Origin of the sequence: Adhaeribacter terreus, from assembly GCF_042657365.1 — a bacterium.
Taxonomy (GTDB): domain Bacteria; phylum Bacteroidota; class Bacteroidia; order Cytophagales; family Hymenobacteraceae; genus Adhaeribacter_A; species Adhaeribacter_A terreus.
On record NZ_JBHSKT010000002.1, the window covers coordinates 429090 to 447345 of the forward strand.

Here is an 18256-nt window from a genome sequence, read left to right on the forward strand (position 1 = left end):
AAGAAACATAGAAAGCCTTAAATTAAAAGAGGAATAGCTATTAACTATTCCCCTTTTTGTTGTTAACTATGTATCCGCAGCTTAGCAAAGCTTAGCAATAGCGTTTTTTCGCCGGCTTCTTCGAAATTGATGATGGCTTTGGTGCTATTGCCTTGCGTGTCCATTTTGGCTACCGTTCCGAAACCGAATTTCGGGTGCTCTACGCGCATGCCTTCGGCTAAATTGGATGTATCAGAAGCTACAAAATCGGCAGGCGGGGTGTAGTTGGTGGCTTTGCGGATAGGCGCGGCAGTAGTGGCTACCAACGGACTTTTCCGCTTCAGCACTTTCTCGAAAGCACCCTGGCCGTCGGAGAATTTGAAGTTCAGGAATGCGGGTTCTATTTCATCCAGGAAACGGCTTTTTTCGCAGGCGCGCAGGTTGCCCCACTGGTAGCGGCTGGTGGCGTAGGAGAGGGTCAGTTTCTTTTCGGCGCGGGTAATGGCTACGTAAAACAAACGACGTTCTTCTTCCAGGTCGGCTCGGCTCTGGATCATCATCTGGCTCGGGAACAGGTTTTCTTCCATGCCCACAATGTACACGTTCCGGAACTCCAGACCTTTGGAAGAGTGGATCGTCATCATGGTTACGTATTCGCCGTCGTCGTCTTTTTTGGTGTCGGCGTCGGTAATCAGGGCAATATCCTGCAGGAACGCGGCCAGGCTTTTATCTTCTTTCTCCGGGTCGTCCACGTATTCCTTGATACCGTTCAGCAATTCCTGAATGTTCTCGTAGCGCGCCAGGCCTTCAATAGATTTATCGGCGTACAGATCTTCAATAACCCCGGAAGCTTTGGCAATGTGCTTGGCTACTTCGAAGGCATCGTTTTGTTCAGCCAGCACGGCAAAACTCTTAATCTTGGTCGCAAAATCGTCGATGGCACCGGCCGAGCGGCCAAAACCGAAGGAGTGAATGTTGCTGGTTACTTCCCAGATTGAGTGGTTCGATTCGTTGGCGCTTACAATAATTTTTTCAATTGTCGTATCACCGATGCCGCGTTTCGGGTAGTTAATTACGCGGCGCAGCGCCTGTTCGTCGTTCGGGTTTACCGTGAGGCGCAGGTAGGCAATCAAGTCCTTGATCTCTTTGCGCTGGTAGAACGAAAGGCCGCCCACAATTTTGTATTTGATGTTCATTTTCCGCAGCGCTTCCTCCATGGCCCGGCTCTGGGCGTTGGTGCGGTACAGAATTGCGAAATCGTTGTAGCTCAGGTGGTTGTTCATCTTCTCTTCGAAAATGGAATGCGCCACCAGTTTGCCTTCCTCATTGTCGGAATTGGCTTTAATTACTTCAATTAAGTTGCCTTCTTCGTTATCGGAGAAAACGGATTTACGCAGCTGTTCTTTGTTGTTTTTGATAACTGAATTGGCGGCCTTCACAATGTTCTGGGTAGAACGGTAGTTTTGCTCCAGTTTTACCACTTCCAGTTCCGGATAATCGCGCTCGAAGTTCAGGATGTTGGAAATATCGGCGCCGCGGAAAGCGTAAATACTTTGCGCATCGTCGCCCACCACGCAGATGTTGCGGTCTTTGGCGGCCAGCTTACGGGTAATTAAATATTGGCTGTAGTTGGTATCCTGGTACTCATCCACCATCACGTATTTGAACATGTGCTGGTATTTGTTCAGCACGTCCACGTGGTCGCGGAAAAGGACGTTAGTATTAAAAAGCAGATCGTCAAAATCCATCGCGCCCGACTTTTTCAGCCGGTCCTGATAGTGTTGGTAGATTTCCCCAATTTTCGGACGCATCGCCGCATCGTCGTCGGCCTGAATATTTTTGTCTTTGCGGTATTGCGCAACGGAGATCAGTTTGTTTTTCGCCGCCGAAATTCTGCCCAAAACCAACCCTGGCTTATAAAGTTTATCGTCCAGGTTCATTTCTTTGCAGATATTCTTGATGAGCGTTTTGCTGTCGTCGGTATCGTAAATGGTGAAGCTGCTCGGGTAACCAATTTTCGGGGCTTCTGCGCGCAGAATTTTGGCAAAAACCGAGTGGAACGTGCCCATCCAGATGTTGCGGGCTTCTTTGCCCACCACTTTCTCGATGCGGTGCCGCATTTCTTTGGCCGCTTTGTTGGTAAACGTTAAGGTTAATATGTTGAACGCATCTACGCCTTTTTCGAGCAGGTACGCAATGCGGTACGTTAAAACGCGGGTTTTTCCGGAGCCGGCTCCGGCTATGATCATCAGCGGGCCTTCGGTGTGCATTACTGCGCGGCGCTGCGGTTCATTTAGTAAATTAAGGTAATCCATCGCGGCAAAAATCTTTCTGTAAAATCCCTGCAAGTTACGAAAACCCCTCCTAAATCTTTTAGCAATTTAGCAATTCGTGGTTTGGGTTTTTAGATTGGCCTTGCAGGCTGACTTTTATGAACGATTTCCCTACCGTTTTCATTCCGCGAACGATGTTAAAAAGTTTTAAAATCGAGTGTTGTCTAAGTGTGTTTCTGGCGGATGTTTTGTTCACCATTTTTTAATTACCCTTTACTAAAAAACAGAGCGCATTTCTTTTAAAAGCGCTTGCTATTCTATTTAAAGTTCTTGTTTTACTCTTTCATTTTTCCGGCCTAAAATGGTATCGTTTTTAGCCTGAAAAGTCTGGTATTTAATATATGGATCTGCTTGTGAAAGCTTAATTGTACGATAATAAAATTTATATACAATTTTAAATATGAATTCATTGATCAAAGGAAACGGCTTAGATTTACTCAAGTCCTCAAATGCGTTGATCCTTTAAAAGAACACTAATTAATCTATTGTGAAATAACATTATTCCGCTAAACCAAATCCCAATTTTATGTTAAAAACAAATCTTATAGTGTTTGCAATCTGGCTTGCAGGAGCTGCGTGCAATTGTGCATTTGCACAGCAGCGCAAAAGTGAAATTCCAGATAAAGTAAAGCCTCTCACTTTCGAAATTCTGGTTGATCAGTACAATTTTCCAGTTAAAATGAATACCGGTAACCCTGAAAGAGACCAGCAGGTGTATGCCGCAGCAAAGCAGAATTGGGTGGCAGCTAACAAGGAATTATACCGCCGGTATAACAGCCAGGGTATAAAAGTAAGCCCGGAAAAGAGAAGAAAAGCACAACCAGTTTTAAGTCCTTCAAAATAAACTTATGAAAAATAAATACTTTAGAATGATTTTTACTGCTTTTTTAGCAGTATGGTCGGGCCTGGCAATGGCGCAGGATTGTTTAACAGGTGGGTGTACTACAACAAGCTCCCAATATCCTTCCACCACGCAAACTACGAGTTCTTCTGTTTTCACGGCTATTGCCACAGATATGTTTGCCGGAGAACATGCAGTCTGCAACGTAACAGCCGGAGTAACTTATCAGTGGTCTTTATGCGCGACTGATGGCGGGGCTACCGGCTATGATGCCGAATTGACCCTCTTAAACAATAGTACCAATGCAGTTCTTTGCTACAGCGATGACTTTTGTGGTTTAGATCCAAAAATCGGCTGGACTGCTACTTTTACCGGTACTGTTAAAATAAGAGTAACGGAAGCAAGCTGCACCCCTAATACCATTGGAACAACATTGGTTTGGAGAGCAGTAGCTACCGGTACAGATGCAGGAGTTGGGGAAGTTTATACGCTAGGTACACTTTCCACTACGCATTCCAGTCCGCATGTGGTTTCTGCCGTTATCGTAAATAATGGCTCTACCGTATTAACCAATTTGCCGGTAACGCTCAATGTTACGGGTGCAAATACTTTCACCAATACCGTAGCCATTCCATCGCTGGCAGTGGGCGCTACTGTTGTGGTTCCTTTTGCGGGTTATTCAAGCGCTAACATTGGTAATAATACCGTAAGCGTAAGCGTTCCGACCGATGGCAACAATGCCAACAATACCAGAACAGTTTCACAAGTAGTAACCACAGCCAGCCAGTCTTATGCTTATGGTACAACTATCGTGGGCGGAATTGGTTTAAATTCCGGAACCGGCGAAGTTGCCATGAAATTTAAGGCAGCCCCTGGCGCAACTTTACAGCAGGTAAAACCAACCTTCAATAGTACAGGAAAAGCATACCGGGTACGTGTCTTTAATGCCACTGGTGCAGGAAGTACACCAGGAACCTTGCTTTATACTTCTCCTATCCAGACTTCTGCGCAAGGTGTAAATACTGTCACTATCAGCCCTGCTTTAGCAGTACCAACTACTTTCTTTGTGAGCATTGAACAGGTTACTGCCGGCGATAATATGGGATTAGCCTATCAGGATGAACTTCCGCTTCGCCCGCAAACTTTTTATGTAAATACTACAATCGCAACTCCAGCATGGAGTGATCTTTCACCAGCGCTAACTTTCCGTACCATGGTTGAAACAGTGCTTTCTGGTGGCACAACGAGTTCAGATGCAGGAGTTGGGGAAGTTTATACGCTAGGTACGCTTTCCACTACGCATTCCAGTCCGCATGTAGTTTCTGCCGTTATCGTAAATAATGGCTCTACCGTATTAACCAATTTGCCGGTAACGCTCAACGTTACGGGTGCAAATACTTTCACCAATACCGTAACCATTCCATCGCTGGCAGTGGGCGCTACTGTTGTGGTTCCTTTTGCGGGTTATTCAAGCGCTAACATTGGTAATAATACCGTAAGTGTAAGCGTTCCGACCGATGGCAACAATGCCAACAATACCAGAACAGTTTCACAAGTAGTAACCACAGCCAGCCAGTCTTATGCCTATGGCACAACTATTACTTCTGGCGCAGGATTTAATGCCGGAACCGGTGAAGTTGCCGTGAAATTCAAAGCCGCCGCTGGCGCAAACTTGCAGCAGGTAAAACCAACATTTAATGCGGCCGGCAAAGCGTTCCGGGTTCGTGTCTTCAATGCCACCGGTGCAGGAAACACTCCGGGAGCTTTGCTTTATACTTCCACTATCCAGACTTCTGTTCAGGGTGTAAATACCGTTAATATCAACCCAGCTGTAGCGGTGCCTACCACTTTCTTTGTGAGCATTGAGCAGGTTACCGCTGCCGATAATATGTCGATAGCATACCAGGATGAAACTCCGCTTCGTCCGGAAGTATTTTATTCTAATGGTAATATCGCTGCGCCAGTGTGGGCTGATCTGGCTCAGTTTGTTGGTTTCCGTATTATGCTGGAAACTGTTCTTTCGGGTTGTCAGCCAGCGTCACAGCCAACAGCAATTACCGGCCCGGCTGCTATTTGCGGAACTGCCCCTGTAACGTATAGTGTGGCTACAGTAACTGGCGCTACAAACTATAACTGGTCTCTTCCAACGGGTTGGGTATTTGTTTCAGGCCAGGGAACGAATAGCATTTCTGTTACGCCTGGTCCAGCCGGCGGAACAGTTTCCGTTTCGGCAAGCAATAACTGTGGTACCAGCGCAGATCAAACGTTAGCAGTATCGATCAATCCGGGTGCTCCGGTACAGCCAGGTGCAATAACCGGTAATGCAGTCGCTTGTTCTGGTTTAGCCCAAACATATTCGGTAGCGCCAGTTACGGGTGCATCTACTTATACCTGGACGTTACCGGCCGGTTGGTCTGGTACATCTACTACAAACAGTATTTCGGTTACTGCCGGTTCTGGCGGAGGAACAATTAGCGTTGTAGCTTCAAACGGTTGCGGAAGCAGTTCTGCCCAAACTTTAGCAGTAACTACCAGCACTATTCCGGCTACACCTGGCGCAATAACCGGTAATACCAGCGTTTGCGTAAACTCTACTAATACCTATTCTGTTCCGGCCGTAACCGGCGCTAACAGCTATACCTGGACCTTGCCTTCGGGCTGGAGCGGAACTTCTTCTTCTAATTCTATTAACGTAACTGCCGGTACAGCTAGCGGTACTATTTCGGTGGTGGCTACAAATGCCTGCGGTAATAGCTCAGCTGCTACGCTTGCAATAAGCCTGAATTCAACTCCGGCTCAGCCAGGTTCTATTACCGGACCTACCAATTTATGCCAGGGTTCGGCTGGAACTTATAGTGTTGTTGCAGTGCCGGGTGCTACCAGCTATAACTGGACTTTACCTTCCGGTTGGAGCGGAACTTCCAATACAAATAGTATTTCAGCTACAGCAGGCAGTGCTGGTGGCAATATTACAGTATCGGCCACAAACAGCTGCGGTACCAGCACCGTTCAGACTTTAGCAGTTACAGCTACTGCAGGTTTACCGGCCCAGCCTGGTGCTATTACCGGTAGTGCGGTTGTTTGCTCCGGCGTTAATGTAACGTATTCAGTTCCGGCGGTAACGGGCGCTACTTCTTATACCTGGACGCTGCCGGGCGGCTGGTCTGGTACTTCCACTACCAATTCTATAAATGTGGTTGCCGGTACTGCTTCGGGCACTGTAAGTGTAATTGCAACAAACGGCTGCGGTACAAGTCCTGCTCAATCTTTAGCGGTTTCTGTATCAGCAATTGTTCAGCCAGGTACCATTACCGGAAGTTCAGCAGTATGTCAGGGTAATACGGCTACTTATTCAGTTGCTGCGGTTGCAGGAGCTACAAGCTATACCTGGACTTTACCGGCCGGTTGGTCAGGAACTTCTACCTCTAATTCTATTACTGTTACAGTTGGTACCACTGGTGGCACACTTTATGTAACGGCTACTGACGGTAATTGCACCAGTCCTGCGCAAAGCCTGAGCTTAAGTGTAAATGCATTGCCAGTAGTGCCAACAATTTCTACTGCGGGTGGTGTTTTAGCATCAAGTTCGGCAAATGGTAACCAATGGTTGCTGAACGGTACTCCAATTACTAACGCTACGGGTCAGTTTTACACTCCAACACAAAACGGCTTCTATACAGTTACTGTAACCAATGCCAATGGTTGTTCTTCTACTTCTGCGCCGTATTCTTACTCTACCGTAGGTATTGCCGATGCGTTTGCCAATGGTATTCAGCTGAAAGTTTATCCGAACCCGGCTACCGATATGGTAATAATTGAAGCCAATACGAACCAGGAAATGCAGGTTGAAGTTTGCAACATTATTGGTAAAGTAATATTGAAAACGGTTGCTCCATCTGCTAATGGTAAAGTTGATTATAAACTGAATACTACCTCACTTAGCCAGGGCGTATATTTGATTAACATTAAAAGTAAGTCTGGAAGCACAACCAGCCGTTTGGTTATTCAATAAACTTTAGCCTTTTATAATTAAAACGGCGCCTCAAAAGGGCGTCGTTTTTTTTGTTTACAGCGGTTGGAAATATTTTTAATTCAGAAGTTCCGGATCCAAAAAATGGGTGAAAAACTTTTTAACGATTGGATGTTTAATAGAAGCTAAAGAATTCCTGTAAAAGAGCTGCCGGAAGAAACAAATGTGTAACAGCTAAGGGAATAGCAGAAAGAATTTGTCTGATAATCTGGTTGGGTTTATTTTTGAACTCGTTTAATAACACCCCAATAACAGTACCTTTGTAAACTTAAGATTCTGAAAATGAAAAAATACTGGTTTGGGCTGATCTGTTTATTCTTACTTGCAGGTTGCAAAGAAGTATCTGAAATAACCGACGTTAAAGTTACCGGTCAGGTTATAGATATAACCACCAAGGCGCCACTTAATAATGTAATTGTAAGTCTTTATGAAGACAATGATGGCCCTTTTATGGGCATGCATTTGCTTCAGACTTCTACTACTGATAATTCCGGGAAATTCAGTTTTAATTTTTCTTACAAGGAAGGGCCTTACCGAGTTTACGTGCAACGCGAAAACTATATGTACCAACGCTTGGAACAGGACAAGATTTTCAACCAGCAGCATATTTTCGATTTCCAGAATATAGAAGCATTGAAAAATGAGCAGCACATGGTTTTTGAAATGGACCCACTGGCATTTCTTTCACTAAAGTTAACCAAAGTGGTACCAGCTCAACCTGATGATCAGATAAAACTGGAAGTTGGAAAAAGATTAACCAATGAGGCCATAAGTACCTACAATTTTACCGGTTTAGCAAACATCGATTTGGATATAGGAAGTATTCCTGCCAACCGATTCATTCCAATTAGAATTGAAGTACAGGAGAATGGCAACCGGCGCACAGTTGAAGATTCTGTTTATCTTAAAGCATTCGAACGGAAAACCTTCAACATGGATTTCTAAGGCTGTACTTTCAGTTGACTGGTTTTGATTACTTTAAGACCCGGTTGAATTTTTTTGGTTAAATTTAACTTCTTTTTAAACCTGGTTTTTTCTGAAAGCCTGGCGGAAAGCTTGTTCCACGAAACTGAAATAGATGGCGGATTACCCGGAAAAGTCGTTTTTGCAATCCATTCACGGAAAGGTGATCGCTGCTTTTTTAATAGGTGTGGCGGCGGTGGCTTTGAGCTGGGTGGTGATGCAGGTCGGGTTCCGGGAAATGCTGCAGACGGTGAATAAGCTTTCGGCACCCAACGAAAAACTGCGGATCGTTAATAATCTTTCCTATCAGATCATTCAGCTGGAGCAGTTGCAGCGTGCCAATGTGATCCGGAACCCGGAAAAACCCGGCAACGCATATCATTCTGAAACGGCAAATTTCATCGCCTCGCTCGATACGTTACGACAGCTTAGTCTGGGAAATAAACTGCAGGTGCAACGCATCGATTCTATGGAGCTGATCCTGTTGCAGCATAAAGAACTGGCCGATCAGTATTTTGGTTTGCGCGCCGATTGGAGCAAAAACCTTGCGCTTTCTAAACGGGTGGCGTACCTTTCCGATATTATTGCGAACGTAAAACCCGTGGCTGATAGCAGCGTGGTTACTACCAGCAAAAAAATTACCACCACCACCATTATTCCCAGCGAAACCGACAGCCTGGTGCTGGAAGAACCAAAGCAATCTTTCTTCAGCCGTTTGTTCGGGAGCAAAAAAACGGTGGCCAAACCGCGCCAGCTTTTAAAGCAGATTCAGGAAGAACTCAACGTGCAGATCGATACGCTTTCGGTGGCCCGGCAGGATAGTTCTATTTATGAGGTAGAAAAAGTGATGCGCCGCATTGAAAAAGATTATCTGCAGCGCCGCGCCCACATCCTGGACCGCGAACTGGCCCTGATAAAAAGCAGCAGTCGTTTGCACACCCAAATGCTGAATCTGTTGCACGCCATCGAAGCCGAAGAATTGAGTTTCGGGCGCATCCGGAACAAAAATGCTTCGGAAGTGGTAACTGCCAGTCTGGAACGCATGAACCTGATTACGGTCGGGTTTTTCCTGGGCGCCGCTTTGCTGGTTTTCCTTATTTTCCTCGATATTTCGCGCCGCGACAAATACCGCAAAGCTCTGCAACTGGCCAAAGAAGAAGCCGAAAATCTGGGGCAGGTAAAGCAACGTTTTTTGGCCAATATGAGCCACGAATTACGTACGCCACTGCAATCTATTATCGGGTTTGCAGATCAGATTCTGGAGCAGGAAAAACCGCAGAAAGAAGCCGTTAAAGCCATTCACCAATCGTCGGAACATTTGCTGCAGATCGTGAACGAAGTGTTGGATTACAGCCGCATTGTTTCCGGGAAATTCACGTTTGAAGAAAAACCGTTCGAGCTGAAAAAACTGGCCACTGAAGTGATCACCACGCTGCAACTGCAAGCCCAAAAGAAAAACCTGCAACTGCAATTTATGTTTGAGAATAGCGCCGCGCAGCATGTGGTTGGCGATCCGTTCCGCATGCGGCAGGTGCTTTACAATTTGCTCGGAAACGCCATTAAATTCACGCCCGAAGGTTTTGTGAAACTCACGGTAAAATGTCTGGGCAAAGGCGAAAAACCATTCTTTTCATTTTTAGTGCAAGATTCGGGAATTGGTATTTCGGAAAAAGACCAGCAGCGCATTTTCAATCAATTCGAGCAGGCTTCGGCGGTTTCGCCGGAAAATTACAGCGGCACGGGTTTGGGTTTGAGCATTGTAAAAGCGCTTGTAGAAAGCCAGGGTGGTTATTTAACGGTAAAAAGTAAACCCGGCCAAGGTTCGGTTTTTGAAGTGCAATTGCCATTTGTAACGTCCGGAATTTCGGAAACTGAAATGAAAACTGTGCCGGAAAAAACGCTACAGGATTTTGCCGGAAAAGTGCTGGTTGTAGACGATGATGCTTTTATTCTGGAACTTTGCGCCACCATTCTGAACAAAAACGGCATTAAAAATTTCTGCTACAATTCGTCGCAAAAGTTACTACAGCAGGAATTACCGGAAGAGCTGCGTTTTGTGTTTCTGGACATTAGAATGCCGGAGATCAGCGGGTTGGAATTATGTAAAATTCTGCGTGAAAAACTGGGCCCGGAAGTGAAGATATTTGCTTTAACCGCACAGGCGCTGCCCGAAGAAAAAGCGACCATTCTTATGCACGGTTTCGATGGCATTCTGCGCAAACCTTTCCGCGAAAAAGAACTGCTGCAGCTGTTAAAACGCTATGCTTTTAGCCCTAAAAAGTCGGAGAAAACGGTAGAAAAGAACTTTGCTGCTTTGCGCCAAATGACCGGAAACGATGAAGCAATTTTTCAGAAGATCCTGGCACAATTCATTTCCGAAACAACCTCCGATCTGGAATTGCTGGAACTTGCGCTTTTAAAAGATGAAACCGGCGAAAATGCTGCCGAGATCGTTCACCGCTTAACCGCGCGCACCGGCCAGATGGGCGATCTGCAACTCTCAAAAAAGCTCCGGAAATTAGAAAATAAACTCCGCAGCGAAATTGCTTTTGAAAACCTGAAACCGGAAATCAAGTCTGTTTCGGAAGCAATAAACCAGATGATCCTGCTAGCCGAAGCGGAAAAAACGGTAGGGGAAACGGCTTAAAAACCCGTATTCAGCTTTCAAAATCATTGCAAAAGCCATTGTTCAGCTTCAGCGCGGGTTTTGAAATTCTGAAAAGAAATATGTAACTGCGCATGATTTTGTAATTTAGTAGCTTGATTTTCACGGAGTTTGTCAGCGGTTTTGATGCGGGCAACTTTCTGCAGGCGGGTTTTGCCTATCTCGCTGATAAAATAAAGCATGATCTCAGTATGATCCTGTTCGCTAACGGCAACAACGGTTTAGTTGAATCGATCAACAGTTTTTTTACGTCGTAATTCCGGATGTTCTCGATTAGTTTTTTCAGCGCAGCTTTAACCTCCGGTAAAGAAACCGAATGAAAATCAGGCCATTTTACGAATAGAATATCTGTAGATGGTTCGTAATTTAAACTAATTAAGCCATTCTGGAATAGAATCATACAATCTTGTTTAGTTGTTGAATTATTAATTTAAGCCTTCCCTTTTTCGTTAAGGATTTAAACCTGTCTTCTTTAAAATAGTTATTACAATCAGTTTAAACGGCCTTTTGTACTTGTGCTGTTTTTAAGGATCAATACCGTATTTCTGCATTTTCAAATAAAGCGTTTTCCGGTCTATGTTCAACAGGCGGGCAGCTTTGCTTTTGTTGAATTTCGCTTCCTGCAGGGTTTTGTTTATCAGCTCTTTTTCGGTGAATTCCTGGGCTGCTTTCAGATCCGGACCGCTGGGTTTGGTGGTTTGCAGTTCCTGTTCCATATCGGCGGGCAAAGCGGTTTTTTCCAGGGTTTCGCTGGGGCTTAAAAGTACGGCGCGTTTTATCACGTTCTTCAGTTCGCGTAAATTTCCCGGCCAGTCGTAATGTAGCAGCAAAGCAGCTGCTTCCGGACTTACGTTTTTCACGTTGCGGTCCAGCTCTGCATTGGCTTGTGCTATGAAAAACTGTACAAATTCCTGCAGATCTTCGCCACGCTCGCGCAGGGCTGGCACTTTTATGCTGAATTCGTTGAGCCGGTGAAAAAGATCTTCCCGAAACGTGCCGTTCTTCACACTTTGTTGCAGGTTGTCGTTGGTAGCTGTAATGAGCCGGAAATCTACATTTATGGTTTTGGTGCTGCCCACCGGCTGAATAACGCGTTCCTGCAAAGCGCGCAAAAGTTTCACCTGAATTTCGTAGCTCAGGTTGCCCACTTCATCCAGGAAAACGGTGCCGCCGCTGGCAGTTTCGAACAATCCTTTTTTATCTTGCAAAGCACCGGTAAAAGCGCCTTTCACGTGCCCGAAAAGTTCGCTGGCCGCCAGTTCGCCGGAAAGCGCGCCGCAGTCTATGGCCACAAACGGTGCATCGGACCGCTGACTTAAAGCATGAATGGTGCGCGCTACATTTTCCTTTCCCGTACCGCTTTCGCCCTGAATAATTACCGACATTTCGGTTGGGGCTACGAGTTCTATGTACCGGTGCAATTGCTCCGAAACCGGGCTGTAGCCTTTAATGAAAGCAGGTTTTTCAGCAGTTTTTGCTTCCGAAACCGTATCGTTTTTTTTCTGCAAAGCCTGCCGCACTACCAGCAAAAGTTCATCGGGAATTACGGGTTTGGTAATGTAATCGAAGGCGCCGCTACGCATGGCCTGCACGGCGGTTCGCACATCGCGGAAACTGGTCATGATGATCACCGGAAGCTTGGGGTTTTGCAGGCGTACTTTTTCGAGCAGTTCCTGACCGGTACCATCGGGGAGGCGGTAATCGAGCAGCAGCAGGTTAAATTTGGTGAGCGACAGGGCTTTTTCCGCATCTTTGAGCTGGTGGCAAACTTCTACCGCAAAGCCCTGCTTTTGCAGAAAACTTTCCAGGATCAGGGAAAAAGTCAGGTCGTCTTCAACCAGTAAAATTCTAATCATGCTGCCAGTTTTGGGTGTCCGGAAAAGTAAAAATACAAAAAGCCGGCATAAATACCGGCTTTTTGATGTGAGAGCATAAGTGAATTTTATAGCTTTCGGAAAGGCAATTATTACATTTTGTTACCTTCTTTGTCGAATTTCAGGGTAGTTTTTTCTTCGCCTTTTACCGCTTCGATCTCATAATATTCTTTTTCAGCTTTAACAACATAAGCAGTTGCTACTTTCCAGTCTTTAAAAGCGTCGGTTGCCAATGTAGTTTTAACTGTAGCCGGAAGTTCTTCGGCCGTAATCTTGGTTTTATTTTCGGTAGCAGCTGGAGCCACTGTTTGCGCAGGAGCGGCAGTTTTTGCAGGTGCTTTAGTACCCTGGGCGTTAGTAGCAACCGAGGCGAACATTACAAATGCGAGTGCTGAGAAAAATACTTTTTTCATGGTAGTAATTTTTTATATATGATTGAATGTTTTGTCGGTAGGGCTTTTGCGAAGGCTGTGCCATAAATTTTGATTGCTTTGTAACTAAAAGAAAACCAATTTGTTAGTGTGTTTTGTTGTGCTTGCATTAAAAATGCAGGTTGTAGAAAAATTCTACAAATTGGGGCGTGAATTCGGGGAAACTGGGGAATTGTTGCCTGTGTCTGTAAGCCTCTTTTGACTTTTTGAGCCGAAAACCCTACCGTTTTTCAGAACTTCTGAAGTAGATTTGTTTTTCTTTCTGTTGTTCAGCGAATTGATGAAAAGCTATTTCGCGAAGGTGCAAACTATTTTCTCCGTAACTTTGTCTTTTAGAAAATTCCTGAATTATGATTGTTTTGCAGAATACCGTTATCAGTGATGACGTTCGCGATAAATTTTTTGTTTGTAACCTCGAGAAATGCAAAGGCGCCTGCTGCGTGGAAGGCGATCTGGGCGCGCCCTTAGAAGAAGCCGAATTGCAGATCCTGCAGGATAATTACGAACAAATTAAGCCGTATTTAAGCCGGAAAGGTCGTGAAGCCATTGAAGAGCAAGGACTTTACATTAAAGATTGGGAAGGTGATTTTTCTACCCCAACCATTAAAAACCGCGAGTGTGCTTATGCCATTTACGACGAAAGTCTAACCCTGAAATGTGGCATCGAGCAAGCTTATCTGGATGGTAAAATTTCCTGGAAAAAACCGATCAGCTGCCACTTATATCCGATCCGGATCACGAAGTACGATGGTTTCGAAGCGCTGAACTATGATAAATGGGGCATTTGCAGCGCCGCCTGCAGCTTCGGCGAAGAATTAGGGGTTCCGGTGTACAAATTCCTGAAAGAGCCGCTGGTGCGCAAATACGGCGAAAACTGGTACAACGAACTGGATGCTCTGGTTGAAGAAGAAGCGAAAGCTAAAACGGTATAGTTTTCAGGCAAAAAGTAAAAAAAGTAGCGCAGGGTTTAAACCCTGCGCTACTTTTTTTTATTATTTTTCTGTCGGAATTTCGGCTTTAGCCGGAAGTATTTCTGAAGGAAGTTCTACATGCCACATGCCCACTTCTTTTCTCGTGCCTCGGAAAATCAATAATTTATTGCCCAAAACCCCGAAAACATCTTCATTCGTGTTTTTATCTAAAGAAGTAAGCGTGGAGATCTGGTGGTTTTGCGTATTTACGATCTTAACTTCTTCCGGCGTTTTTATGATCACGGAAAAAGGATTGGAAAAGTGACCCCGGTATCGAAAAATTCCCTGACCAAAGGCTAAAGTTGCTAACCGGTAAGGAGGGATCCAGTTCGGAAAAGTATAACTGGTAACTGGAAGCCGATAATTGTTAAAAGTTTCAAGTTTTCCTTCCGGTGAAAGCGTTAAATGAAGCAGATCCTGCGTCCGGACAGTAGAAAAGCCCATATTTACGTACCCAAAAGTAACAATACCCAGAGCTATGCGTGGAAGCAAATGGGCCATGTACGAAGTGCTTTTGAAGCTTTCGCCTACTAAATGCCAGCTACCATCTGGCGTATATTGCAGTTTTTCCCACAATACTTTTTGTTTCTGTAAGGCTAACATGCTGCCGGCGTTAGTTCCGGTTGCGTCTGCCAGACGCTGACCGGTTGGGCTGATGCGGGTAAAGAACATCTGGCCAGGTTTGTTCGGTGAAGTCCTCATTTTATTGAACCAGCGGCCATTTATAGCAATTTCCTGATCCGGGCCAAAGCCAATTGCCCCGATCTCGCGTCTGTCTGTGGGTTGATTTAATTTGCTTTGGCCAATAATATTTCCAGTTGTTCCTGCGAGGCAGTAAATCGTTTGAATAACTTTTCCGGTGCCTGGTTTGGTAGCCGCAATTGCCCAGATATGCGCATTGTTTACCAACAACTGCAAAAACTGAGCGCCTTTTTCCGGCGATATTTTCTGTTCCCAAAGCACATTTTGCCCTAAATCGATCTTCTGAATTACATACCCTTTCGGTGATTTAGTAGCATACACCAAGAGAAAAGTGCTGTCGTTATCTGCTTTACTAAGAGTAATTAGTTTAGGTTTTCCATAACCGCGGTAGCTACTTTTCTTGCTGATTATTTCCCCTTCCTTTCCCAGAATAATGGTGCGAACGGAATCATAACCCACCCGCTGAAATAAGTGGGCCGAATAATGACCGTTTCCTGTGGAAGCTAAAGCAACGTTCCGGCGATGAAGTTTCAGGACCGAGGAAGTTGTAGCCAGCGAGCTATCCATTCGGGAATAGTAGAATATGGATTGATTATCTTCTAAACCGCGCTGCCGGTAAAGCATACCAGCGTGTTTATCTGAGTTCTGATTTAAACTGAAACGGCCGTTAAATAAAATATCGTCGTAGCCCGCCTCCTGCGAGAATCCGGTGAACCCAACAAACAGAGAGGGGAGAAGAAATAATAATCTTTTGAGCATTACTTATAGCGAATTGAAATGCAAAACTATTAAATTCCTTTGTTATTTAATTTGTCCGGCTAATTTTTTCTTAAAACGAAAAACCCCGACCAATTTGATCGGGGTTTTTCTATGTTAAAACGATACCGTTTTTTAGCCTTTAAGCTGGTTAAAATTCCAGTTGTCGAGGTAGCTTGTAGTAAAATTACCTGATTTAAAGTTTTCGTCATCCATCATTGCCAGGTGGAAAGGAATGGTGGTTTTTACGCCTTCAACTACAAATTCGCTTAAAGCACGCTTCATTTTTACGATCGCTTCTTCGCGGGTTTGTGCCACTGAAATAAGCTTTGCGATCATAGAATCGTAGTTTGGCGGAATGGTGTAACCTGCGTAAACATGCGTATCTACCCGTATGCCGTGCCCACCAGGAATATGCAGCGTGGTGATTTTGCCCGGGCTTGGACGGAAACCATTGGCTGGATCTTCGGCATTAATGCGGCATTCAATAGCGCACATTTCCGGGAAATAATTTTTACCTGAAATCGGAATACCAGCTGCCACTTTTATCTGTTCTTTGATAAGGTCGTAGTTGATAACCTCTTCCGTAACCGGGTGTTCAACCTGAATACGGGTGTTCATTTCCATGAAGTAGAAATCCTTGTTTTTATCAACCAGGAATTCGATGGTACCTACGCCTTCGTAACCAATGGATTTTGCACCGGCAACAGCCGCTTTACCCATCGCTTCACGCAGTTTCTCGTCAATGAACGGCGAAGGAGATTCTTCGATCAGTTTCTGGTGACGGCGCTGAATAGAGCAATCGCGTTCCGATAAGTGGCAGGCCCGACCGTCCTGGTCGCCAACCAGCTGAATTTCGATGTGACGTGGCTCTTCTACGAATTTCTCCAGGTACAAACCATCGTTGCCAAAAGCAGCTTTCGATTCGGTTTTGGCATCGTTCCAGGCTTTCTGAAATTCATCGTCGTTGCGCACAATACGCATACCACGGCCACCACCACCGGCAGTAGCTTTCAGAATAACCGGGTACTTTACTTTATTCGCCAGTTTAATGCCTTGTTCAACCGAATCTAAAAGCCCTTCGGAACCCGGAATAGTAGGCACGCCGGCTTTTTTCATGGTCGCCTTAGCCGAAGCTTTATCGCCCATGGAATTTATCATGGCCGGAGAAGCACCAATGAATTTGATACCGTTTTCGTGGCAAATACGGCTGAATTCGGCATTCTCAGAAAGGAAACCATAACCCGGATGGATCGCATCGGCGTTGGTGATCTCAGCTGCGGCAATCAGGTTCGGGATGTTCAGGTAAGATTGGGAGCTAGGCGCAGGACCGATACAAACCGCTTCGTCCGCAAAGCGAACGTGCAGGCTTTCTTTATCGGCAGTAGAGTAAACCGCTACCGTTTTAATGCCCATTTCCTTGCATGTCCGGATGATGCGTAACGCAATTTCACCCCGGTTAGCAATAAGTATTTTTTTAAACACAGTTTTCTTAATTAGAAATTAGGAATTAGAAATTAGAAATTAAAGTAAAACGATAGGGTTCTCAGGTTAAAAACTCTTCCATTTCTAATTTCTAATTTCTAATTTTTAATTCATTTCAAAATTAGCTCGGATCGATCATGAACAATGCCTGGTCGTATTCAACCGGAGAAGCATTGTCTACCATTACTTTCACGATACGTCCTGAAACTTCTGCTTCAATTTCGTTGAAAAGTTTCATCGCTTCGATGATGCAGATTACCTGACCTTTTTTCACCTCGTCGCCAACGTTTACAAAAGGAGCAGCTTCCGGGCTGGAAGAACGGTAGAAAGTACCGATCATTGGAGCCTTAATTGCCTGGTAGTTACCACCTTCAGCAGCAGGAGCCGGGGCCGCAGCCTGAGCCGCGGGAGCCTGAGAGGCAGCCGGAGTTGAAACTGGAGCAGGGGCAGCAACTGGAGCATGAGCAGCAGCCGGAGCAGCTACATAGCTTACCTTCTGGCTAGCATCACGGGTGATGTTGATCTTAAACTCTTCGGTTTCAATGTTTACTTTATTCAAACCTGATTTAGCAATAAAGTCAATCAGGTCCTGTAATTCTTTCGCTTTCATGGGCTGTTTCTTTTCGTTATTTAACTCTTTCGGCATAGCTGTATGTCCGGGTGTCAACTTTAATTTTTTCGTCCTGCTCTATGAACAAAGGTACGTTAATGGTAGCGCCGGTTTCCACAATTGCTTTCTTAGAAGCGTTAGTAGCCGTATCGCCTTTAATGCCTGGCTCGGTGTAAGTTACTACTAATTCCACAAACGGAGGGATCTCGCAGGTTAACGGTTGCTCGGTTTCGGCGTGGAAAAGGATGGTTACTTCCTGACCGTCTTTCAGAAGATCGGCAAACGGTACCATTTTCTCGTCTAAAACTACTTGTTCAAAGGTATTATTGTCCATGAACGTGTAGCCCATATCGTCTTTGTAAAGGAACTGGTGCGGACGTTGCTCTACGCGCGCTGTCGTAACTTTTACGCCGGCGTTAAAGGTATTGTCGATTACTTTACCGGTTTTGATGTTACGCAGTTTGGTGCGAACGAAAGCCGGGCCTTTGCCAGGTTTAACGTGCTGGAATTCAGTAATTACGTACAATTCGCCGTTGTATTCCAGGCATAATCCGTTTTTAAAATCAGCTGTAGTTGCCATTGGGTTTTAATTAAAAATCAGGCTTTTGGACCTGAT

General features: G+C 45.1%; 13 protein-coding genes. 5 read left to right on the forward strand and 8 right to left on the reverse strand.

Annotation, left to right across the window (positions count from 1 at the left end; translation table 11 throughout):
• Positions 1-62 precede the first annotated feature (62 nt).
• Entirely contained in the window at positions 63-2294 is a 2232-nt protein-coding gene (locus ACFPIB_RS04820) for an ATP-dependent helicase (protein ID WP_378016302.1), read from the reverse strand.
• A 544-nt stretch (positions 2295-2838) separates the two neighbouring features.
• On the opposite strand from ACFPIB_RS04820, the gene ACFPIB_RS04825 reads away from it, so the two are divergent.
• The 4 genes from ACFPIB_RS04825 to ACFPIB_RS04840 all read left to right on the forward strand — a co-directional run bounded on the left by ACFPIB_RS04825 (position 2839) and on the right by ACFPIB_RS04840 (position 10793).
• Entirely contained in the window at positions 2839-3156 is a 318-nt protein-coding gene (locus tag ACFPIB_RS04825; RefSeq protein ID WP_378016303.1) for a hypothetical protein, read from the forward strand.
• A 4-nt stretch (positions 3157-3160) separates the two neighbouring features.
• Positions 3161-7165 (forward strand): T9SS type A sorting domain-containing protein, encoded by a 4005-nt coding sequence (locus ACFPIB_RS04830; RefSeq protein WP_378016304.1) that lies wholly within the window; start codon positions 3161-3163, stop codon positions 7163-7165.
• Positions 7166-7465: 300 nt separating this feature from the next.
• Positions 7466-8128 (forward strand): carboxypeptidase-like regulatory domain-containing protein, encoded by a 663-nt coding sequence (locus ACFPIB_RS04835; protein WP_378016305.1) that lies wholly within the window; start codon positions 7466-7468, stop codon positions 8126-8128.
• Between the two features lie 133 nt (positions 8129-8261).
• Complete coding sequence (locus ACFPIB_RS04840) at positions 8262-10793, forward strand: hybrid sensor histidine kinase/response regulator (protein WP_378016306.1); 2532 nt, start codon at positions 8262-8264, stop codon at positions 10791-10793.
• A 23-nt stretch (positions 10794-10816) separates the two neighbouring features.
• On the opposite strand, the gene ACFPIB_RS04845 is transcribed toward ACFPIB_RS04840, so the two are convergent.
• From ACFPIB_RS04845 to ACFPIB_RS04855, 3 genes are all read right to left on the reverse strand, one after another.
• Positions 10817-10993, reverse strand: a complete 177-nt coding sequence (locus ACFPIB_RS04845) for a hypothetical protein (RefSeq protein ID WP_378016307.1) — start codon at positions 10991-10993, stop codon at positions 10817-10819.
• A gap of 342 nt (positions 10994-11335) precedes the next feature.
• On the reverse strand, positions 11336-12667 hold the full coding sequence (locus tag ACFPIB_RS04850; protein ID WP_378016308.1) for a sigma-54-dependent transcriptional regulator: 1332 nt from the start codon (positions 12665-12667) through the stop codon (positions 11336-11338).
• A 110-nt stretch (positions 12668-12777) separates the two neighbouring features.
• The gene (locus ACFPIB_RS04855) at positions 12778-13098 is read right to left on the reverse strand and encodes a hypothetical protein (protein ID WP_378016309.1); all 321 of its coding nucleotides are present in this window, start codon (positions 13096-13098) and stop codon (positions 12778-12780) included.
• 368 nt (positions 13099-13466) lie between these two features.
• Between ACFPIB_RS04855 and ACFPIB_RS04860 the strand changes: the two genes are divergently transcribed.
• On the forward strand, positions 13467-14048 hold the full coding sequence (locus tag ACFPIB_RS04860; RefSeq protein ID WP_378016310.1) for a DUF3109 family protein: 582 nt from the start codon (positions 13467-13469) through the stop codon (positions 14046-14048).
• 60 nt (positions 14049-14108) lie between these two features.
• Here ACFPIB_RS04860 and ACFPIB_RS04865 read toward each other — a convergent pair whose 3' ends face one another.
• The 4 genes from ACFPIB_RS04865 to efp form a co-directional block, all read right to left on the reverse strand.
• Positions 14109-15548, reverse strand: a complete 1440-nt coding sequence (locus ACFPIB_RS04865) for a hypothetical protein (protein ID WP_378016311.1) — start codon at positions 15546-15548, stop codon at positions 14109-14111.
• A gap of 132 nt (positions 15549-15680) precedes the next feature.
• Positions 15681-17030: an acetyl-CoA carboxylase biotin carboxylase subunit gene (gene accC / locus ACFPIB_RS04870; protein ID WP_378016312.1), complete on the reverse strand. Its 1350-nt coding sequence runs from the start codon at positions 17028-17030 to the stop codon at positions 15681-15683.
• A gap of 121 nt (positions 17031-17151) precedes the next feature.
• Positions 17152-17640: an acetyl-CoA carboxylase biotin carboxyl carrier protein gene (gene accB, locus ACFPIB_RS04875; protein ID WP_378016393.1), complete on the reverse strand. Its 489-nt coding sequence runs from the start codon at positions 17638-17640 to the stop codon at positions 17152-17154.
• 16 nt (positions 17641-17656) lie between these two features.
• Positions 17657-18220, reverse strand: coding sequence for an elongation factor P (efp, locus tag ACFPIB_RS04880; RefSeq protein ID WP_378016313.1), 564 nt, complete (start codon positions 18218-18220; stop codon positions 17657-17659).
• Between the last annotated feature and the right edge of the window lie 36 nt (positions 18221-18256).